Origin of the sequence: Actinomyces slackii, from assembly GCF_900637295.1 — a bacterium.
GTDB classification, from domain to species: Bacteria; Actinomycetota; Actinomycetes; order Actinomycetales; family Actinomycetaceae; genus Actinomyces; species Actinomyces slackii.
On sequence record NZ_LR134363.1, the window covers coordinates 761,754 to 781,936 of the forward strand.

Below are 20,183 nucleotides of genomic sequence, written 5' to 3' on the forward strand. Positions count from 1 at the left end.
CATGACTGCACTGATCTGGAAGGACCTGCGCCACCACGCCCGTCAGTGGGTGTGGTCCCTGTGCGTGACCACGACCGGCGCCGTCTTCATCGGCGTCATCATCGTCTCCTGGAGCAGCGCCCTGGAATGGTCGGCCGCCCAGGCCGACCCCGGTGAGTACACCACCGCCGCCCACGTCCTGGGCAGCAATCTCGTCAACTACGTGGGCCTGGCCATCGCTGCCGTGGTCTCCTCGACCCTGTCCCTGACGGTGACCGCTCAGGCCCGTGCCCACGCCATGTGGAAGATCATCGGCATCCCGGCTTACAGCATCCGCCGGATCATCATGAGTCAGGTGGCTGTGGTGGGGGCGCTGGGAGGGCTCCTGGGCGGCGCGCTCTCGCCCCTGGCGACCCGCTGGTACCTGCTCACCTGGCAGGAGTTCGATCTCTACCCGTCGGATATGCCCGTGGTCATGCCGGCCTTCACCCTGCCGCTGACGGTGGTGCTGACCGCCGCCTTCAGCCTCCTGGGAGGGCTGGGGGCCGCGCGCCGCGCGGCCGCCACCCCGGAGATGCAGGCCCTGCGGGAGGCGGCGGCCCCGGTCGCCCGCACCCGCATCTGGCAGTGGGTGGTGGCGGGGATCCTGCTCATCGGCGTCGTGTCGGTGACCCTATCGGCTCTGATCGACCCCACGGCCGAGGAGCTGAGCCGGTTGGATCCCGAGGCCGCGGCAGAGCTGGCCGAGATGCAGGCCGCGGGCGGGACGGGGGCGGATGCGGCGGGCGTCGCCGTCATCATGCTGCTCATGGCGGCCCTGTGCGTGCCCGCCTGGACCCTCCGGCCCCTGCAGGCGGCATGGACGGCGCTCGTTCCCGGGCGCAGCCCGGCCTGGTTCGCCGCGCGGGCCAACGCCCTGCACCGCTCGGCCATCAGCCTGACCACTGTGGTGCCCTTCGCCATCTGCGTGGGCATGACCGGCACCATCTTCTCCGTGGACGGGGCGTTCCGGGCCGCGAGCGGATCCGGCGGCGTCAGTGGGTTCGGCGCTGTCGCCGTCCCCATCTTCATCATCGCCGGGATCGGGGGCGTCGCGAATATCGCCATGGTGGGCTCGAGCCGACGCCAGGAGGGAGCGCTGCTGGGGGTGATCGGGGCGGACCACCGCACCCAGATGCTAACCACCATTCTGGAGGGGACCATCTACGCCGTCACCGGCATCCTCACCGGCCTGATCGCCACCACGGCGAGCGCGTGCATGGCGGCACTCATCTCCGGGGGAGGCGGGGCCATGCTCCGTGCCGCCATGCCGGTGGGCGCCCTGGCACCCGTTATCGTCGCCGTCCTCGTGCTGTCCATCACCACCACCTGGCTGCCCGCCCAGGTGGATCGGCGTCCCGTCATGGACCGTCTTCGTCAGCCCGTCTGAGACGGCGGGGCCCGGGCCCCGCTCCCCGGCGCTCGGGGAGGCCCGGCTGCTACCGCCAGAGCGCGGTGATGGGCAGGCCCCACAGGCCAGGCCCATAGCGCAAGGGCGTGTCGAGGCAGGCCAGGACGATTCCTGCGCGAAGCCGATCGCCCAGGCGCTCCCGCAGGAAGTCAAGGCCCGTGAAATGCCGCGCCTGCAGGGACTGGGAGCTCTTGACCTCCAGGGCGATCACTGAGCCGTCAGCGAGCTCGATGATGATGTCGACCTCCTTGCCCGACCGGTCGCGCCAGTGGAAGAGCTCGTAGTCAGCATCCGCCCACTCCTGCTGGGCGCGCAGCTCGGAGGCCACGAATCCCTCCAGTAGTGCTCCCAGGGTCTTGGCTCCGGCGACGACGTCGTCGAGGGCAGCGGCACTGGCTCCGATGAGCCGGGCGGCGAGTCCCGAGTCGGCGACCAGGGCCTTGGGGCGCCCGATCTCCCGTGTGGTCAGGTTCGGCGTCCATGGGCGCAGGGTCTCCATCATGTAAAGCCGGGAGAGCGCATCCAGGTAGGCCGTCACTGATGACGTCGGCAGCGAGGCCTCCTGCGCCAGGCGAGCCTTGACAAGCTCGCCGGACTGGTTGGCCGCGATGAGGCGGAGCAGTGCCTCCAGGCGTGCTGGGTTCAGCCGAATGCCCAGGTCCCTGGTATCGATTCTCAGGAGGCGACTGGTGTAGTCGCTGAGCCAACGACTGTGAAGCCGGGGGTTGGCGTCTCGGATCGCTGGATAGCCGCCGCGGACAATCCTGGTGATGAGCTCGCCGCGAGCGATTGGCTGGGCGCTCTGCAGGGCGTCCAGGTCGGGGCCATCGGCGAGAAGGCGATCGACGAAGCCGCGGGGCTCGAGCCCCTCGGCCTCGGCCTGGCTCAGCGGGAAGACGTGCAGGCCCATGGCACGGCCGGCCAGGGAGTCCTTGTCGCCGCGCACGCGGGCCAGGTCAGAGGAGCCGGTGAGGATGAAGCGGCCGGGCCTGCGGTCGCGATCCACTGAGGCCTTGACCGCGATCGTCAGCTCAGGCATGCGCTGGACCTCATCGATGACGAGGGTCCGCTCCCCGGCCTGGTCGACGAAGCCGCGGGGGTCGCGCCGGGCCGCGGCCAGGACGCCGGAGTCGTCGAGTGTGACGACCTGGGCGGGTCGGTCCTTGGCGAGCATCTGGGCCAGCGTGGACTTCCCCACCTGCCGTGCCCCCTGCAGCGTGAGGATAGGGGAGAAGTCAAGAATCTCCTGGGCGCGCAACTCCAGAGCGCGAGGAAGAAGCCTGCTCATGGCAGCATACTACCTGTTCAGACCCCTCTGCTCGAAGATTCGCGGACCTGAAGTCGTAGGTTTGCAAGCGTGAAGTCGTAGGTTTGCGCACGCCAAGTCGTAGGTTTGCCGACTCGACGGCGGGGCCGCTCCCTGGGTCCCTGAGTCCCGGGCCCCGCTCCCCGGGCGCTCCGGGGATGGGACACTGAAGGCGTGATGCATGACCTCCTGTCGCCCGCGGACCGGGCCGTGGATCAGGCCATGGACCGGGCGCTGGGGCTGGCCGAGCAGGCCGCAGCCGCCGGGGAGGTGCCCGTGGGCGCCGTCGTCCTGGGGCCTGATGGGGGGCGGCTCTCCCAGGCCGCCAACGCCCGCCAGTCCCGCCACGACCCGACCGCGCACGCCGAGATCCTCGCCCTGCGCGCCGCCGGGGCCGCCCTGGGGGACTCCCACCTGGAGGGCTGCACGCTCGTGGTCACCCTGGAGCCCTGCACCATGTGCGCCGGCGCGATCGTCCTGGCGCGGGTGGCCCGCCTGGTCTTCGGCGCCTGGGAGCCGCGCACTGGTGCCTGCGGGTCGGTGCGCGACGTCGTGCGCGACCCCCGCTCCAACCATCGGGTGGAGGTGCGCGGCGGCCTGCGGGAGTCGCAGTCCCAGGCCCTGCTCACGGAGTTCTTCGCCCGACGGCGCTGAGCTGGGCCGGCCGGCGCCGAGGAGGCGGCGCCGCGCACCATCGCCGGTGGGTTCCGTCCGGGCCGACTCGCGAGGCTCCCCAGTGAGGGCGCGAGCCCGTGACCCATGCCGCAGGGCCGGCGACTTGGGCGGGGACTGGCGGGCGTGTACTCTCGTCGCCTGAGGTAGCGTGTCCGAGCGGCCGAAGGTGCAGATCTCGAAAGTCTGTGTGGTTCATAGCCACCCTGGGTTCGAATCCCAGCGCTACCGCCAGCACGATCCCCGGCACCCCCTCGCGGAGCGCCGGGGATCAGCGTCTGCGGCGCCCGCCCATCAGGTGGACCGACGACGGGTGCCGCGATGCGGTGGAACGGTCCCGGGATCCTCGGGCCAGGCGTGCTTGGGGTAGCGGCCCCGCAGCTCGGCCCGGACCTGCGGGTATCCCTGCGCCCAGAAGGAGGCCAAGTCCTCGGTGACGGCCACGGGCCTGCGCGCGGGGGAGAGCAGGTGGAGGAGCACCGCCACCCTGCCCTCGACGATGCGCGGGGTGGCCTGCCAGCCGAAGCACTCCTGCACCGCCACGGCCAGCACCGGCTGCCCCTGGGAGTAGTCCACGCGCAGCTGCGAGCCCGAGGGGACCTCGAGGCGCTCCGGCACCAGGTCCTCCAGTCGCGCGGCCTGGGGCCAGGGCAGGAGCGCGCGCAGGGCCTCGGCCACATCCAATCGCTCCAGGCTGAAGCGCCCCGACGACGATCCCACAGCCGCAGCCGCCGGGGCCAGCCATGTCTCGGCGCAGGCCACCAGGTCGGCGTCGGTCATCGATGGCCAGGGCTCGCCCAGGTGCTCATGCAGCAGGGCGAGCCTGGCGCGCAGGCGCCGGGCCTCCTCATCCCAGGTCAGTGCCTCCAGTCCGTCGTCGGTCACGAGGTCGACGACGGCGCGCGCCGTCTCCCGTGGGCCGGGCGCGGCAGCGGGGGCGGTCTCCAGGGTGATGGCGCCCAGTCGGCGCACGCGCTCGGCCCGGAGCCGGCCCTCCTGCCAGAGCGTGCGCTCCTCAACGGTCAGCCAGGGCGCGGCGAGCAGCAGGGCCATGTCCTGGGTCAGCGGGGCCGCCGCCCGGATCAGCGCGTCCCGGCCGCCGTCGCGCTCGACCTGGGACACCGCCAGCCACGGGGAGTCCGCCAGCGGCGAGTCCGCCGGCAGCCGCAGCCCCGTTCCGGCCACGGTCGCGTAGGCCGCCTGCGCGCCCGCCCCTGGTGGGCCGCCGCGGCGCCGGGCGATCCACTGCGGTTGGGCCAGGCCGGCCACCAGGGCGATCGCCTCCTCCGTGTCCAGGTGGCGGTCCCGGCAGTGCTCCGCCACGGCATCGGGAGTCAGCCCCGCCGCGGCGGGCTGGCCGGCGATGGGCTCGGCCGGCTGGGAGCTCGGGCCCGCCTCTCCGCCGCCCGCACTGACCGAGCCGGCCTCGGCTGCACCGCTGGGGCCGCTGGGGTCGGTGGGGTTGTTGGGGCCGGCGGGGTTGTTGGGGTTGTTGGGGCCGGCGGGGTTGTTGGGGTCGGCGGGGCCGGCGGGGTTGTTGGGGCCGGCGGGGCCGGACCCGACCTCCCCGGCCCCGGGCGCGCCGGGCCCGGTAGTGCTGCTGGGGCCGCCGTCGTCCAGGATTCCGACGGCCCGGGCCGCCGCGCGCTCCAGGCGCCGCGCCTCCAGCCGCCAGGCCGAGCCGCGTCCCTGACCCGGCCCGTCCTCGCGCAGGTCGCGCGCCAGACGGGCCAGATCGGCGCCAGCGGGTCGCAGGTCGGCGGTCAGCAGCGCCGTCATCCGCGCCGCCCGCCGGAGCCCCAGGATCGGCCAGGCCGCCAGTAGGGCCCGGGCCGGCCGAACCTCGGCGGGAACCGCCACCACCGCCCGTCCCGCCGCGGTGATGGCCCCGCCCAGGACCAGCCCCAGCGCCTCCAGGGTGGTGCGCGCCGCCTCCATGGCCGGGGCAGGGGGCTCGTCGAGCCAGGTCAGGCCGGCGCCGTCGGGCACGCCCCAGGCGGCCAGCTCCAGGGCGGCGCGCGTGAGATCCGCGGTGAGGATCTCCGGGGTGGGGGCCATGGGGGCGCGCGCCCAGTCCGTGGGCGAGCAGCAGCGGTAGACCGCTCCGGGCCCCTCGCGGCCGGCCCGGCCCGCCCGCTGAATGCCTGCCGACCGAGAGGCGCCCACAGTCACCAGCCCACTCATCGAGCGCGCCACATCCAGGCGTGGCTCGCGGGCAAGCGTGGAGTCCACGACGATCCGCACCCCGGGGACGGTCAGCGAGGACTCCGCGACATTCGTGGACACGACCACGCGCCGCCCCGCCCCCGGCCGCAGCGCCGCGTCCTGGGCGCTGGCAGGCAGGCGGCCGTGCAGCGCCAGGACATCGACCTCCCGGGCCACCAGGCCGCGAAGGCGGGCCACGACCTCCTCGACCTCGCGGGCCCCGGGCAGGAAGACCAGGGCATCGCCCTCATGGGCCTCCAGGGCCTGCGCCGTCGTCCGGGCGACGTGGGCCAGGAACTCCCGGGGCACGCCGCGCGCCCCCAGGCGCCCGGGCCCCGGCGCCCACTGCTCCTCCACTGGATGCGCTGCGCCCTGGGCGGTCACGGCCCGCGCCCCCATGACTGCCGTGAGGCGCTCGGCCTCCAGGGTGGCGGACATGGCCACCAGTGGCAGATCCTCGCGCAGGCCGCGGGCGTCCAGGAGCAGCGCCAGGAGGAGGTCGGAGTCCAGCGCCCGCTCATGAGCCTCATCCAGGATGACGGCACCGATGCCCGCCAGCTCGGGGTCGGCCTGGAGCCGGCGCAGGAGCAGCCCCGCGGTGACGATCTCGATGCGGGTGTCCGGGCCCGAGCGCCGCTCCCCGCGCACCGCGTAGCCGATCGTCTCCCCGAGCTCCTGACCCAGGAGCCCGGCCAGGCGGCGGGCGGCCGCGCGGGCGGCCATGCGACGCGGCTGGGTGACCACGACCCGCCCGGTGCTGCCGGCGCGGGCCAGGGCATCGGCGACCAGGGCGGGGGCGAGGGTGGTCTTGCCCGTGCCCGCGGGGGCGGTGACCACGACGGCGGGGCCCGGCCCGGCCAGTGCGGCGCGCAGCGGCTCCAGGGCCGCGGCGAAGGGCAGATCGGGCGGTGAGGCGAGCAGGGCGGCGATCGGGTCGCCCGCCGAGGGCGGGACGGTGGTCGAGGATGATCGTGGGGCCGCGCTCATGGGCGGCATTGTCCCTTGCTGCGGGGTTGGGAGCCTGCTCGGCTGCCGGGCCCGCCCGGCTGCCGGGCCGTCGGGGCTGGCGGTGAGGAGGCCGGGCCGGGAGCCTGCTGGCGGTGGGCCGGCCGGGCCCGCGGAGCCGGCGGCCGGCTCTCCCGCCGGGCGCCCCGGAGCGCCCGTGAGCCCCCGCCGGAGCCTGCGCGGGCCGCGCGCCCCGGCGCTCCCGGCGCCGTCGACAGCCACCGCATGTCGGGACATGTGCGGGCCGCGTGCTCCGGAACCGGGCTGCCGGACCGCTCGACTGAGGTATTCTCCAGAGGATTCTCCGTGAGATAGTCACATCTCACACATAGGGGGATACTGCGGCCGGTACCCTTGCTGAGAAACTTTGCTGAAGCATCCCCACGCAGTTCGACCGGAGGTTCCATGGCCCAGCCTGTCCCACGTGGAGCCTGGAGCGGCGACCCCGCCGACACCTCCATCCTCGTGGCTACTGGCCGCTCCCGGCACGATCTGTTCGTCGTCGCCGAGCCCGCCATGCTGACCTCACTGGATGCCTCCTGGGGCCCGCCCCTGCGCAGCGTGCGCCTGTCCAGCCTGCCGGGGGTCTCGGCCCCGGCCACAGCCGGCCAGGAGGACTCCCTGGTCGCCTACCGCCGAGACGGCCTGAGCGTGCTCATCGCGCGCGGACGCACCAGCCCGCTCGAGGGCAAGCCCGCTGATCTCACCACCGCCCTGGCCCAGATGGTCGGGGCCAGGGGCGTCAGGGCGGCCCTGCTGCTGACCCGGGCGACCTCACTGGGAGCCGCCGTTCCGGGCGACCTGCTGGCCGTCGGCGACCACCTCAACCTGTCCGGGGCTGCCCTGTTCTCCGCCGAGCGGACGATGTCGGGCGCCTGGCATGGGGGCCTGACCGCCCGACTGGGCCGGCTGCGCGGAGTGCGCGGCACCGGCGTCGTCGCCCTGATCCCCGGCCCCATGCGCCCGACTCCGGCCGAGGCCCGCATCCTGGACGGCATGGGGGCTGACGCGGTCGTGTTCGACACGGTGGCCGAGGGCATGGCACTGGCCGCCCGGGGAGTGCCCACGACGGCGCTGGCCGTCATCGACGACGCCGTCGCCTCTCCCGGCTCCCAGCCCTCGGGCCGCAGGGCGGCCGCTCCCGACCCCCGGCTCCGGCGCCCCGCCGCCTCCGTGGTGCTCGACGCCGTCGAGACCGTCCTGGCCACCTTGCACCGGTGAGTCTCCGCATCGAGGGGCGACGATCCGTGAGACCGCGCGCTATTCGGGCTGTCGGCCCGATAGGGTCACCGCTGTGAAGCCCTTCCTGTTCCTGGCCACCCGCGACGACGACGAGCCCGCCGACGCGGAGTACGAGGCCTTCCTGCTGCGCACCGGACTGGATGAGTCCACCCTGGTGCGCCATCGGCTCGAGTCCGCGCCACTGCCCGACCTGGATCTCCAGGAGTGGTCGGGCATCCTGGTGGGCGGCTCGCCCTTCAACGCCTCCACGCCGCCCGAGGCCAAGTCGCCGGTTCAGCTGCGCGTCGAGGCCGAGCTCAGTGGGCTCCTGGATCGGCTGGTGGAGCAGGACTTCCCCTTCCTGGGGGCGTGCTACGGGGTGGGGACTCTGGCCTGCCATCAGGGCGCGGTCGTGGACACGACCTACCGCGAGGAGGTCGGCGCCGCGACGGTGACCCTGACGCCGGAGGGGATCGCCGACCCGGTCTGCGCGGGACTGCCGCAGGCCTTCCCGGCTTTCGTGGCCCACAAGGAGGGGGTCACGGTGATGCCCAGGACGGCGGTGCTTCTGGGCCGGGGCGAGGTCTGCCCGGTCCAGATCTTCCGCGTGCGCCGCAATCTGTACGCCACCCAGTTCCATCCCGAGCTCGATGGCGACTACCTGGCTCACCGACTGGCCTTCTACGCGGGCCACGGGTACTTCGAGAACGATGAGCTGGAGGCTCTCCAGGCGCGGGTGCGCACCCAGGACGTCTCGCCGTCGTGGAGGATCCTGGAGAACTTCGTGGCGGTTCACGCCGCTCCCTGAGGTTCGCTTCCCGCCGAGGTAGACATGTCCCGCCGAGATAGACGGTGAATGCGTCTACCTCGGCGGACAACGTCTACCTCGGCGACGAGGCGGAGGACGTCGTGCCCATGGCCCGACCGCGCACCCAGTAGGCCTGATGCTGGATGGATCGGCGCTCCAGCCCCGACGACACCAGATGACGGCGCACCGCGCGGTTCAGCCTCATCTCAAGCGCCACCCAGGTCCAATCAGGGGCTCCGCCCCGTGCGGTGGCTCCGATCGCCCCATCGACCTCCTCGAGCACCACGGCCTCAGCCGCCTCGGGATCCACCAGGCTCATACGATGGGGGCGGCTGGCGCGCGGCAGCCAGTCGTCGGCATGCGCCAGCATGACGACCTCGACGGTGCACCCCGGGGGAGCGGCCTCCACGGCCTCAGCGATGGCCGGCGCCGAGGCGAGGTCGCCCACCAGCAGCATGCGGTCGCCGTCGGCCGGGGTCCGGTAGCTGGTCCCGCCCAGTAGTTGGACGGACACGCTGCTGCCCGGCTCCGCACGGAGCGCCCATCGCGAGGCGGGGCCAGCGGGATCATGGTGCAGCACGAGGATCTGCGCAGTGGCCGCCTCGCGGTCCAAGCAGGTGAGGGTGTAGGCGCGCTGGTGCTCGCGACCGCCCTCCGGGATCCACATCCGAACCCAGGAGGTGGGAGGCAGGTTTGTGCCCGGACCCAGGAGGCTTGGGCATTGGACGGTCAACTCGGTGTAAGGGGGCGCTTCGCGGGCCTTGATGATGGCGAGCTCGTGCTCGGGGGCGCGCAGCATCTTGAGCACTGCCCCCTGGAATCCCCGGCCCATCTCAGCGCTCCTCCATTCGCTTCGCCACTGGTATGTAAGGCATACCTTATCTGCATCACTCGTATCGGTGAGCGCGAGGGACGGATGCGCTGCTCGCGCAGGCACCGGCGCTGGTGGGGTCTGCGCCGAGGCAGACATGTCCCGCCAAGATAGACGGTGAATGCGTCTACGTCGGCGGACAACGTCGACCTCGGCGGGGTGGGCCGGCGGGGTAGGACTCCGGGGCCGGCGGCGCGGATAGGCTCCGGCCATGACGAACCAGCATGCACAGCACTGGGAGGAGCGGTACGCCTCGGTCGACCGGCTCTGGTCCGGGCATCCCAACGAGTGGCTGCCCGAACTGGCCGCCGCATGGGACCCCGGAACCGCCTTGGAGATCGGCTGCGGCGAGGGCGCCGACGCCCTCTGGCTCGCCGAGCGCGGATGGCGGGTCACGGGGGTGGATCTGTCGGCCACCGCCGTCGAGCGACTGCTCAGGGAGGCCGAGCGGCGAGGCCTGGGCGAGCGGATCACCGCCCGAGCCCAGGATGTGGCGGCGGGGCTTCCGCAGGGGCCTTTCGACCTGGTCACCTGCTTCTACGTCCACGGCGGCCCCGAGGAGGGCGGGCTGTCCTTGGGCGCACTGCTGACCAGTGCCGCCGCGCGCCTGACCGACGGCGGGCGCCTTCTGGTCGCCGTCCACTCGGTCAACCCGCCCTGGCACACCCATCACGCCCGCACCTACACCGCCTCCGGCCTCCTGGCGGAGATCGGCGGCGCCGCCCGCTGGGAGGTGGCCGTCGCCGAGGAGCGCTGGCGCGAGGCCACCGGGCCCCAGGGGCAGGCCGGCCGCCGCGCCGACGCCGTGCTGTGCCTGCGCAAGCCCGGCGGCCGCGCATCCGCGTAAGCACCGGCGCTGGTGGGGCCTGCGCCGAGGTAGACATGTCCCGCCGAGATAGACGGTGAATGCGTCTACCTCGGCGGGAAATGTCTACCTCGGCGGAATAGACCAGCGGCTCAGCCCTGGGAGGCCACGGTCCAGCGGGTGCCGCGGTGGGTGTCGGCCTCCGCTTCGTCGATCAGGGCGACGGCCATGTCCTCGGCGGAGACGCGCGGGCCGGCGGGGGAGTCGGTTGCCTGCTCGTAGGTGCCGGTGCGCTTGCCGGGACCGATCTCCGGCGCGGGCGCCACGATGCTCCAGGCGAAGGCGTTCCCGGCGGCGCGGTAGAGCTCCAGGATCTGGGCGTAGGCGTTGGCCTCGGGGTAGATCTCCGCGGGGAATCCGGGGGCGTCCTTGATGAGCAGACCCGAGCCGGGCTCGGTCTCCAGGGCGCCGGCGCCGCCGACCACCACCAGGCGCCCCACCGGCTCGGCGCTCAGGGAGTCCACCAGCGCCCGGTGCTCGTCGATCGTGGGCTGGACCGGCCCGCCGCTGCGATCCGGGGAGGTGGTGATGATGACGACGTCGTTGTCGGCCAGCAGGGAGCGCACCTCTGCCACATCGGCCAGCGGCACGGTGACGTCCCGGGCGGCTCCCTCGGCGGGACGGCCCGAGCGGCTGGCGCTGGTGACCTCGTGGCCCCGCGCGGCCGCCTCGGCCACAGTGCGCGAGCCGATCATTCCGGTGCCTCCGATGACGGCGATCCTCATGACTCCTCCTCAGGATTCAATGGCGCCCCGAGGTTCGGGGCGAGATGCTCTCATGCTATTCTTTGCATACTAGGTACCTCAAGCATACTAAGGAGGGGTTGTGAGCACTGGCACGACTGCGTCCACTGAGCCCACTGAAGCCGAGCGGAGTGAGCCGCTTGTCGACTTCGATGTCCTGTCCCCGCACTGCCCCTCGCGCACGGTGCTGCGCCATGTGGTGGATCGCTGGACACCGCTGGTGGTTGTCGCCCTGCAGGACGGGGCGCTGAGATTCGGAGAGCTGCGCCAGCGCGTGGGCGGTGTCACGCCCAAGGTGCTCACCCAGACCCTGCGCTCGATGGAGCGCGACGGCCTGCTGAGCCGCCGCGCCACCGGCGGCGTGCCGCCCCGCGTCGACTACGAGCTCACCGCTCTGGGCGCCACCCTTGCCAGGCCCATGGAGGTTCTGCGCGTGTGGGCCCAGGAGCACACCCATGAGGTTCTCAACGCCCGCGAGACCTATGACTCCGCGCCCACCGCCACGGAGGGCGCGGATACCGACGCCGCCGAGGCCGGTGCGGATCGCCCGATGGGGCCGGTGTTGCACATTCATTCATGACCCGCGTCGGAGTGCCAACGTGGGAATCCGCATGATTCTGCGGATCTGGTTCCCAGGCCTCTAGCACCGCGCAAGGATGAATGTGCAACCCGGACCTCGCCATGATCCGGCTCGGCGCGAAGGGCGAGCTCCCGGGCCTCAGCCGCGGGCGCGCAGGATCAGCTTGCGGATCTCATCGACCCACAGCACCAGCGAGGCCATGGCCACGACCACCATCCAGTGGGCGGCGTCCAGCGAGGAGGTGGAGAAGGCCGTCTGCAGGAAGGGCACCTCCACCACGGCGATCTGCAGAACGACGGCCAGGGCGATCGACCCCCACAGCCACTTGTTGACGAACATGTGGCTGAAGGCGCTCACCGTCTGGGAGCGCGCGTTGAAGGTGTTGAACAGCTGGGCGAAGACCAGCGTGGTGAAGGCCGCGGTGCGCGCGGTGTCGAGGTCATCCGTGGACACCCCGATCTCGATGAGGCCGCCGGGCAGGAAGATGTCCAGGGTGGTCAGCGTCGAGAAGGCCATCACCGCTCCCACCAGCAGGACCCCGCCCCACATGGCGCCGTCCACCACGCGATCGGTGGGCTTGCGCGGCGGGCGGCCCATGACGTCCTCCACACTCGGGTCCACGCCCATGGCCAGGGCCGGCCCGGAGTCGGTGACCAGGTTGATCCACAGGATCTGGGTGGCCACCAGGGGCAGGACCACACCGGTCTCGGAGTGCCCGGACAGGCCGATCACCCCGGCGAGCACCACGCCGCCGAAGACCGTGAGCACCTCGCCCATGTTGGAGGACAGCAGGAAGCGCAGGAACTTCTTGATGTTGTCGAAGATGCGCCGGCCCTCGCCCACCGCTCGGACGATGGTGGCGAAGTTGTCGTCGGCCAGCACCATCGTGGCGGCCTCCTTGGTCACCTGCGTGCCGGTGATGCCCATGGCCACACCGATGTCGGCGGCGCGCAGGGCGGGGGCGTCGTTGACGCCGTCACCGGTCATCGAGACGGTGTGGCCCTGGGACTTCAGGGCGTGGACGATCCGCATCTTGTGCTCGGGGGCCACGCGCGCGTACACGCTGGCCTCGGCCACGGCGGCGCTCAGGGAGTCGTCATCCATCTCGGTCAGCTCGCGGCCGGTGACCACGCGGGCGCCGCGCTCAGCGATGCCCAGGTCGGCGGCGATCCGCCCGGCGGTGGCGGGGTGGTCGCCGGTGATCATCAGGACGCGCACCCCGGCCCGGTGGGCCTCGGCCACGGCGGTGGCGGCCTCGGGCCGCGGCGGGTCGATGATGCCCACGACCCCGGCCATGACCAGGTCGCGCTCCATGTCGGAGAAGTCGGCGTCGGCGCCCTCGGCCCTCACACGGTCCGCCTCGGCCTCGTCGAGCACCCGGTAGGCCACGCCCAGGGTGCGCAGGGCGCGGCCGGACATGTCGGCGATGTGCTCGGTGAAGTGCCCGCGGATCGCCTCGGTCAGCTCCTGCGCAGTGCCGTCGACGCGCACCTGGGCGCAATGCTCCATGAGGACATCGGGGGCGCCCTTGGACACGATGATCATGCCGTGCTTGGTGTCGGTGTGCAGGACGGACATCATCTTGCGGTCAGAGGTGAAGGGGACCTCGCCGGCGCGGGCGAAGCGCTCCTCGCGGTGCCCGTCGGTGCCCAGCTTCTTCTCGGCCACGAGGAAGGCGCCCTCGGTGGGATCGCCGACGACGCTCCACACGTCGTCAGTCACGCTCAGCTCGGCGTCGGAGGCCAGGGCGCCCCCGGAGAGGACCACGGTGACCTCGTCGGCCAGGCCGCCGGCGAGGGGATCGACGTCGGGCTGGCCGTCGCGGTCGGCGTCAGGGGCCACGTCGCCCTCGGGCTTGTAGCCGATCCCGGTGACCACGGCCAGGCCCGAGGCGGTGACCACCTCCTGGATGGTCATCTCCGATCGGGTCAGGGTGCCGGTCTTGTCCGAGCAGATGACCGAGGCCGATCCCAGGGTCTCGACGCTGGTGAGCTTCTTGACCACGGCCTTGTGCAGGGCCATGCGCTGGACCCCCAGGGCCAGGACCACCGACAGGATCGCGGGCAGGCCCTCGGGCACGGCGGCCACGGCCAGGGAGACCCCCAGCAGGAGGGCGTGGATGATGGTCTCGGCGCTGCGCTCCTCGGCCATGGCCAGCAGGGTGCCCACCACGACCACGGCAATGACGACCACGATGATCCCCAGCATCTTGGAGATCTGGTGGATCTCCTCCTGGAGCGGGGTGGCCTCCTCCTCGACGGCGTCGAGCATCCTGGCGATGGCGCCCATCTCGGTGTCCCCGCCGGTGGCCACGACGATGGCCCTGCCGGTCCCCTGGGCCACGGAGGTGCCGCGGTAGACCATGCAGGTGCGGTCGGCCAGGTCGGTGCCGGGGCCCACGGCCTCGGCGGTCTTGGTCACGGCGTCGGCCTCGCCGGTCAGGGAGGACTCGACCACGCGCAGGGCGGCGGCTGACAGCAGGCGGGCGTCGGCGCCGACCTGGTCGCCCTCGCCCAGGACGAGGATGTCGCCGACGACCAGCTCGGAGGAGGGCACGACGACGCGGGAGCCGTCGCGCAGCACCGTGGAGGTGGCCCGGGTCATCTCCGACAGGGCGGCGACGGCGTCGGCCGCCTTGTTCTCCTGGACGAAGCCCAGGATCGCGTTGAGGGTGACCACGGCCAGGATGACGATGGAGTCCACCGGCGCCCCGTGGGCGCCCTCCAGGACCCAGGCGATGGCGGAGATGACGATCGCACCCAGCAGCAGGAAGACCAGGGGGTCGTTGAACTGCGCGATGAAGCGCTTCCAGGCGGGCACGGGCGGCTTGGAGGGCAGCTCGTTGGGCCCGCCCTCCTCCAGGAGGCGCGCTGCCTCGGCGGGGCTCAGCCCGACGGCGGGGTCGGTGGAGAGCTCGGCGGCGACGTCCTCGGCCGGGCGGGCGTAGGGGGCCGTGCGGTCGGCCTGCGTATCCGTGATGGGCATAGGCGCAATCCCAGCAGCCCTGCGCGCGGGCCCGCAATCCCGCGGGCCCGCCTGGGGCGGGGTTCACAGGACGGCGCTGGGGGCTGAGCACGGGTCGCACCCCGTGCTCAGCCCCCAGCGCCATGCTCGGCCGGTGAGCCCTGCGAGCCGCCGCGCGGACCGCGTCTCGGGCCAGATCAGGCCAGATCGGGCTGGAGGCCCAGGGTCCCCACCAGGTGCTCGCGGTAGGCCGGGGAGGTGACCTCGTCCAGCCAGGCGCGGGCGGCGGCCAGACGGCCCTCGATGTCCAGGCGCGCGGCCGCCTCCTCATTGTGCTCGGTGGTGTTGAAGCGGGTCAGGTCCTCGATGGCCTGGTGGGCCTGACGGGCGTCCCGGGTCACCTTGGCATCCAGGCGGGCCGCGTACCAGTCCGAGGCCAGGATGGCCTCGCGCTCGAACAGGGCGCGGAACTGCGGATCGGCCAGGGTCCAGCCCTCGCGGCTGGTGCCGTCCATCATGATCTCCAGCAGGGCGCGCAGCGGCGGGACCGCCCACTCCAGGGAGCCGTCGGCCCGGTAGTGCTCGGCCACCGCCTTGTGCGTGGTGACGATGACCTCCACCGAGGTGGCGAAGACCTCCGGGTCCTGCAGCTCGGGGCGCAGCATCTCCTCGGTGAAGACCACATCGGGGTGCAGGAAGATGCGGCCGAAGAAGGTCGAGGCGAAGGCCTGGTTCATGCGGTAGCCCAGGCGGGAGGCCTCGATGGTGCGCCCCTCGTGGGTGAAGTCCTCCATCCTCTCCAGGAAGCCGTGGCGGATGAGGGCCCCGGCGTCGCGCTCCTCGGGGCTCATGCGCGAGAAGATCTCGGGGATGAGCAGGGAGATGTCGTGGGCCACCTTGACCTTGGGGCCGATGTACCCCGCAGAGGACAGCCAGCCGTCATAGCCCCCCAGGGCGTAGGACAGCAGGGCCGCGTTGAGGTCGTAGATGGCCGGCAGCGCGTTGAAGGGGGCCTTGGTCAGCGCGCCCTCGGATCCCGCCCCGGTGGTGGAGGGCGACTTGCCGGTCATGGAGGAGATGAACTCCATGAACAGCTCGGGCAGCTCCATGTAGTGCAGCGGGTTGTAGGCGCACAGCGGCGGCACGCCGTCCTCCGGCGGGTTGTTGCGGCGCCCGGCGGCCACGACGTCGACGTAGTGGCGCAGCGGCTCGCCCAGCGGCATCGCGTGGTAGAGGTGGGTGGACAGGGAGGTCAGGGCCGCCTCCCGCGGCTGGGCCAGATCCGGGCGGACCTGGAGGTAGCGGGGGTTCTTCGAGGGGACGCCGTCGACCAGTCGGGGGTTGGCCGAGGAGACCCAGAAGCTGCCCTCCTCTGCCTGGGCGGCACGGCGCACCAGGTCCTGCATGGGGGCGGTGAAGCGGGCCAGGCCCGGGGCGTCGTCGATCATGGCGCGCGCATCGGCGGGCGTGAGCGGCTCGAAGTTGGAGATGAACACGCCCTCGGCGGGGGGCTGGGCCATGTCCGCCTCGGTCTGCTTGTCGTATCCGCGCACGATGGCGTCGTCGGGCCGCTGGAAGAGCAGGCGCTCGCAGTTGGTCACGAACTTGCGCGACACCGAGGCCCCGGCCGTGGCGCGCAGGTTGCCCGGCACGGTGATGGAGGCGGTGATGTCATCCTCGGTCTGGACCTTGGCGGCCGGGGAGAAGTCCGGGCGCAGGGACAGCAGTCGCCAGGAGCCGTCGGCCTCGAAGCCCACGCGCAGCATGTTGACCTTGACGACCTCCCCGTCCAGGCGCAGGGAGTTGCCCTGGCGCCCGTTGATGAGGCCCACGGAGAAGTGGTTGCGCCAGCGCGTGCCCCAGGAGGGCTGGTAGTAGCGCTTGACCGTGAAGACCAGTTCCTTGATGTGGGCGGGGATGCGCCCCAGGAAGGCGTTGTGGTCCTCGTTGAAGGCCGAGGAGGGGGTGAAGAGCTTGATGACGCTGCCCAGGGAGCGATCCTCGGACAGGATCGGGCGGTGGTCCTTGCCATTGGCCTCGGCCTGGGCGAAGCGCTCGGAGTAGTCGCGGTCCAGAAGGGCCTGGACGGCGTCGAGGTCGGCCTCGACATCCCCGATGTAGGCCTCGCCGTGGACGAAGGCGTCCAGGAGGGACTTGGAGATCTCCGACTTCCCGCCGCCGGAGACCGTGGCCGGCTTGTGGGCGTGGGTGGCCCAGGGGGCGGTGCCCACCAGGTGCCACTGGGTGGGCTCGCCCTCGCGGTGCTTGGCGTGGATGCGGTAGCCGCTGGGGGTCACGTAGGTGCGGCCGGCCAGCAGGGGGATGGAGTGGGGGCCCTCGGGGCCCTGCCAGGTGACCGTCTGGCTGCGCATGGAGTAGTGGGCGCCGCCGGGCACGATGATGATGGAGTCGTCGCTCAGGTCGACGGCGTGGCCCTCGGGCTGGGCCTGGAAGCGGCCCGCCCCCAGCTCGACGGCGCCGGCCACCGTGGCCTCGGCGGGCGTGTGCTTCTCGGTGTACTCCTGGCCGAGGTTGTAGCGGGGCAGGGCGATGGCGCCGCCGGCGTGCTCCTCCTCCACGCAGCCGAAGAGGTTGGCCGAGTACCCGATCTGGGTCTTGACCTCCTTCTTGCAGTAGCCGAAGTAGTTGTCCGCGATGATGGTCACCACGACGCCGCGCTGGTCGCGGGCGCAGCACTTGAAGGCCTGGCCGTTGTTGTAGCGCTCGTCCTCGCTGCGGTAGCACATGCCGTCGCGGCGCTGGCGCTCGGTGGCCTCATCCCAGCTGGGCAGGCCCAGCTCCTTCTTGGTCAGGCCGGTCAGGTGGGGGGCCAGGATGACGCAGCCGGTGTGCCCCGTCCAGGACTCGGGGGCCAGGGAGGCGTCGTTCTCCGGCAGGTAGGGGTCCCCGCCATTGCCGAAGATCCCCTCGACGAAGTCCAGGTTGGAGACCAGTCCGCCCGGTGCGATGAAGCGGATCTCCATGCTGCGGGCGGTGGAGTAGCCGGGAACCTCGGGGACGACGACGGGGCGCAGCAGCAGGGAGGCCCAGGTGCGGGCGGGCTCGGGCTGCTCGGCGCCCCAGGGCAGGGTCATGAGGCCCTCGGGGGCCTGGAGGGCGTGGTCCAGGAGGCGGGCGAACACGTCGCGTGGCACGGCGGCCTTGTCGTCCGGGATGGGCAGGCCGCCCTCGGCCACGTGGAAGACGCCGGCCGTGGTGCGCCGGTCATTGCGGGGGTTGTGCAGGACGCCGCCCTGCACGCGGTAGCTGGACACGTAGTCGGACTCGAAGCTGGAGGCGCCAACCGGAAGGGACAGGGCGCGGGCCAGGCCGGGCTGGTCCAGGACGAAGGTGGTGTGGGGCAGGGTCGGGGCGACGGGGGCGTCTTCCAGGTAGGAGTCGAGGAAGGCCTGGATACGCTTGTCGGTGGCGCAGGGCCGGTGGGCCAGGCGGCGCGAGAGCTCGCGCTGGCGGGCGACGATGGGGGACAAGAGGCGGTCGGTCTCATCCTGGATGGCGTCAGCGGGGGCGGGTAGCCCCAGCAGCTCCAGGCGCAGTGCGATGGCAGAGGTCGTGGCCGCGGCTGTGTTCATGGGCCCGAGCCTAGTGGCAGGCCACGACACCTGCCTGTCACGCTCCTGGTGCCCCGGGCCTCGCCGCCCTGCCGCCCCGCCGCCCCGGGCCCCGCCACCACGAGTCCGGCATGGGGGCGCCGGGCAGCGCGCGACGGACTCGTGACGGCGTCGGCGACCGGCTCAGGCCAGGAGCAGCTGGGCCAGGACGGTGCCCACCAGGCAGGAGGTGATGACGCCGATGAAGCCGGGGACCAGGAAGGAGTGGTTGATGATGTACTTGCCGATGCGCGTGGTGCCGGTGGGGTCGAATCCGATCGCGGCCAGGTCTGAGGGGTAGGTGGGCAGGATGAAGTACCCGTAGGAGGCTCCGATGAAGCCGATGACGATGACCGGGTCGACTCCCAGGGACAGGGCCATCGGCGCGACGACAAGCAGTCCGGCTGCCTGGGAGTTGACGAGCTTGCCGATGATGAACAGCACGATGGCGTACATCCACACGTGATCGGCCAGGACGCTGGTCAGCCCCTTCTCGAGGGAGTCAAGGTGGGCGTGCACCACGGTCTCGGTCATCCAGGCCACTCCGAAGATCGAGAACATGGCGGTGGCACCGGATTTGAACACGGCGGTGGAGGCGATCTTCCCGGCGTTGACCTTGCAGGTCAGCAGGATGAGCGCTCCCGCGGCGAGCATGACGATCTGAATGGCCAGGTTCATGCTCAGCGGTTCGATCTCATTGGTCTCCGGATCGGGGAAGGCGGGGCGCAGGGCCTCGACGGCGCCCAGGACGACGACCACGGCGATCGCCCCCAGGAAGATCGAGGTGGCCCGGTAGGCCTCGGCCGGGAACACCTTGCCGATGAGGGTGGTGGATCCGGAGTAGACATTCGCCTTGAACTCCGGGTCGGCCAGGCGGCGCTGGAAGTCCTCGTCCTTGTCCAGGTCCTTGCCCCGGTGCATGGACCACAGGGCCGCCAGCAGCACGCCGGCCAGGGATGCTGGCATGGAGATCATGAGGATCTGGGGGACTGACCAGTTCTTGTCCGTGTTCTCCGCGATGATGGACACCACCGAGACGGTGGCCACGGAGACCGGTGAGGCCGTGACCCCCATCTGGGCGGCCACGGAGGAGGCGGCCATGGGCCTCTCGGGGCGGATATCCTTCTTGATGGCGATGTCGGCGATGATCGGCAGCATGGTGTAGACCACATGCCCGGTGCCGCACAGGACGGTCAGGGTCCAGGTGACGAGTGGGCCCAGGATGGTCACCTGCTCGGGATGGCGGCGGAGCAGGCGCTCGGCCGCCTGCATCATGACGTCAAGGCCTCCTGACTGCTGCAGCGTTGCGGCGCAGCCGATGACGGCCAGGATGGTCAGGATGACGGAGACGGGCGGCTCCCCCGGCTCCAGGCGGAAGACGAAGACGAGGAGGACCAGGCCGATCCCTGCGATGAGGCCCAGTGCCATCCCGCCCTTCTTCGCTCCGAAGACGAGGCAGGCAAGGATGATGGTGACTTGGAGGATGATGATGACGGCGTCCACGGGCAGCCTCCAGGGGCGGGACGGTGGCGGGCTGAGCACCGCCGTGGTGCGTACTCCCACGTTAGATGGGTGAGGCGATGGCCACAGTAGTTTTACGGCATGGGATTGCAGGGGTGGTGGTCTCTGGGCCTGCGGTCGTCTGATGTCTGGGGCTTTGGGCCCGTGGGCGGATCCGGTGCCCGACGGCGAGGCGGCCTGAGCCCTCCGGTTCCTGCCCCCACGGGGCCGCCTGGTTCATGGGGTGGGAGGCCTCGCCGCCCAAAGCCACCCCGCCGCCCCGCCCGCGGGAGGTCCGGGCATGTGGGGGAGGCCTTGGTCATAGAGGTGCCTCCTTGCTCACGCCTGTATTCGGGGCGGGGCCGCCTCGGGGGCGCGCCGGGTGCGGATGGCGGTCGGGCCT

13 protein-coding genes and 1 tRNA gene are annotated in these 20,183 nt (G+C 72.0%); 7 read left to right on the forward strand and 7 right to left on the reverse strand.

The genetic code is table 11. The annotated features are described in order from the left end of the window. Position 1: 1 nt before the first annotated feature. Complete coding sequence (locus EL266_RS03140; RefSeq protein ID WP_026426330.1) at positions 2-1,408, forward strand: ABC transporter permease family protein; 1,407 nt, start codon at positions 2-4, stop codon at positions 1,406-1,408. 49 nt (positions 1,409-1,457) lie between these two features. On the opposite strand, the gene EL266_RS03145 is transcribed toward EL266_RS03140, so the two are convergent. After that, on the reverse strand, positions 1,458-2,717 hold the full coding sequence (locus tag EL266_RS03145; protein WP_026426331.1) for an ATP-binding protein: 1,260 nt from the start codon (positions 2,715-2,717) through the stop codon (positions 1,458-1,460). 195 nt (positions 2,718-2,912) lie between these two features. Here EL266_RS03145 and EL266_RS03150 point away from each other — a divergent pair, with 195 nt between their 5' ends. Both EL266_RS03150 and EL266_RS13370 read left to right on the forward strand, forming a co-directional pair. Continuing rightward, a complete protein-coding gene (locus tag EL266_RS03150) occupies positions 2,913-3,389 on the forward strand; it encodes a nucleoside deaminase (RefSeq protein ID WP_051280953.1) in 477 nt (158 codons plus the stop codon). A 163-nt stretch (positions 3,390-3,552) separates the two neighbouring features. Continuing rightward, positions 3,553-3,641 (forward strand) — tRNA-Ser (locus tag EL266_RS13370). Between the two features lie 60 nt (positions 3,642-3,701). On the opposite strand, the gene EL266_RS03155 is transcribed toward EL266_RS13370, so the two are convergent. Beyond that, positions 3,702-6,599, reverse strand: coding sequence for an ATP-dependent RNA helicase (locus tag EL266_RS03155; protein ID WP_051280978.1), 2,898 nt, complete (start codon positions 6,597-6,599; stop codon positions 3,702-3,704). 423 nt (positions 6,600-7,022) lie between these two features. On the opposite strand from EL266_RS03155, the gene EL266_RS03160 reads away from it, so the two are divergent. Together EL266_RS03160 and EL266_RS03165 are read left to right on the forward strand one after the other, a co-directional pair. Beyond that, the gene (locus EL266_RS03160) at positions 7,023-7,838 is read left to right on the forward strand and encodes a nucleoside phosphorylase-I family protein (protein ID WP_026426334.1); all 816 of its coding nucleotides are present in this window, start codon (positions 7,023-7,025) and stop codon (positions 7,836-7,838) included. Between the two features lie 73 nt (positions 7,839-7,911). Then, positions 7,912-8,646 (forward strand): glutamine amidotransferase, encoded by a 735-nt coding sequence (locus EL266_RS03165; protein ID WP_026426335.1) that lies wholly within the window; start codon positions 7,912-7,914, stop codon positions 8,644-8,646. A 73-nt stretch (positions 8,647-8,719) separates the two neighbouring features. On the opposite strand, the gene EL266_RS03170 is transcribed toward EL266_RS03165, so the two are convergent. After that, entirely contained in the window at positions 8,720-9,478 is a 759-nt protein-coding gene (locus tag EL266_RS03170; RefSeq protein WP_034514622.1) for a siderophore-interacting protein, read from the reverse strand. A 250-nt stretch (positions 9,479-9,728) separates the two neighbouring features. Between EL266_RS03170 and EL266_RS03175 the strand changes: the two genes are divergently transcribed. Continuing rightward, positions 9,729-10,364 (forward strand): class I SAM-dependent methyltransferase, encoded by a 636-nt coding sequence (locus EL266_RS03175; RefSeq protein ID WP_026426337.1) that lies wholly within the window; start codon positions 9,729-9,731, stop codon positions 10,362-10,364. 110 nt (positions 10,365-10,474) lie between these two features. Here EL266_RS03175 and EL266_RS03180 read toward each other — a convergent pair whose 3' ends face one another. Beyond that, on the reverse strand, positions 10,475-11,107 hold the full coding sequence (locus EL266_RS03180) for an NAD(P)-dependent oxidoreductase (RefSeq protein WP_026426338.1): 633 nt from the start codon (positions 11,105-11,107) through the stop codon (positions 10,475-10,477). Between the two features lie 100 nt (positions 11,108-11,207). Between EL266_RS03180 and EL266_RS03185 the strand changes: the two genes are divergently transcribed. Further along, the gene (locus EL266_RS03185) at positions 11,208-11,705 is read left to right on the forward strand and encodes a winged helix-turn-helix transcriptional regulator (protein ID WP_084500459.1); all 498 of its coding nucleotides are present in this window, start codon (positions 11,208-11,210) and stop codon (positions 11,703-11,705) included. Between the two features lie 138 nt (positions 11,706-11,843). Here the strand turns inward: EL266_RS03185 and EL266_RS03190 are convergent, their stop codons facing one another. The 3 genes from EL266_RS03190 to EL266_RS03200 all read right to left on the reverse strand — a co-directional run bounded on the left by EL266_RS03190 (position 11,844) and on the right by EL266_RS03200 (position 19,789). Beyond that, a complete protein-coding gene (locus EL266_RS03190; protein WP_034514623.1) occupies positions 11,844-14,690 on the reverse strand; it encodes a cation-translocating P-type ATPase in 2,847 nt (948 codons plus the stop codon). 176 nt (positions 14,691-14,866) lie between these two features. Continuing rightward, complete coding sequence (locus EL266_RS03195) at positions 14,867-18,262, reverse strand: hypothetical protein (RefSeq protein ID WP_026426339.1); 3,396 nt, start codon at positions 18,260-18,262, stop codon at positions 14,867-14,869. A 162-nt stretch (positions 18,263-18,424) separates the two neighbouring features. Beyond that, positions 18,425-19,789, reverse strand: coding sequence for an anaerobic C4-dicarboxylate transporter (locus EL266_RS03200; protein ID WP_034514663.1), 1,365 nt, complete (start codon positions 19,787-19,789; stop codon positions 18,425-18,427). Between the last annotated feature and the right edge of the window lie 394 nt (positions 19,790-20,183).

Excerpts from the sequence above, each read along its gene's own strand:
- EL266_RS03190 (WP_034514623.1), bottom strand. The coding sequence starts at position 14,690 with ATGCCCATCACGGATACGCAGGCCGACCGCACGGCCCCCTACGCCCGC.
- EL266_RS03180 (WP_026426338.1), bottom strand. The coding sequence starts at position 11,107 with ATGAGGATCGCCGTCATCGGAGGCACCGGAATGATCGGCTCGCGCACT.
- EL266_RS03140 (WP_026426330.1), top strand. The coding sequence starts at position 2 with ATGACTGCACTGATCTGGAAGGACCTGCGCCACCACGCCCGTCAGTGG.
- EL266_RS03175 (WP_026426337.1), top strand. The coding sequence starts at position 9,729 with ATGACGAACCAGCATGCACAGCACTGGGAGGAGCGGTACGCCTCGGTC.
- EL266_RS03195 (WP_026426339.1), bottom strand. The coding sequence starts at position 18,262 with ATGAACACAGCCGCGGCCACGACCTCTGCCATCGCACTGCGCCTGGAG.
- EL266_RS03155 (WP_051280978.1), bottom strand. The coding sequence starts at position 6,599 with ATGAGCGCGGCCCCACGATCATCCTCGACCACCGTCCCGCCCTCGGCG.
- EL266_RS03150 (WP_051280953.1), top strand. The coding sequence starts at position 2,913 with ATGCATGACCTCCTGTCGCCCGCGGACCGGGCCGTGGATCAGGCCATG.
- EL266_RS03170 (WP_034514622.1), bottom strand. The coding sequence starts at position 9,478 with ATGGGCCGGGGATTCCAGGGGGCAGTGCTCAAGATGCTGCGCGCCCCC.
- EL266_RS03145 (WP_026426331.1), bottom strand. The coding sequence starts at position 2,717 with ATGAGCAGGCTTCTTCCTCGCGCTCTGGAGTTGCGCGCCCAGGAGATT.
- EL266_RS03160 (WP_026426334.1), top strand. The coding sequence starts at position 7,023 with ATGGCCCAGCCTGTCCCACGTGGAGCCTGGAGCGGCGACCCCGCCGAC.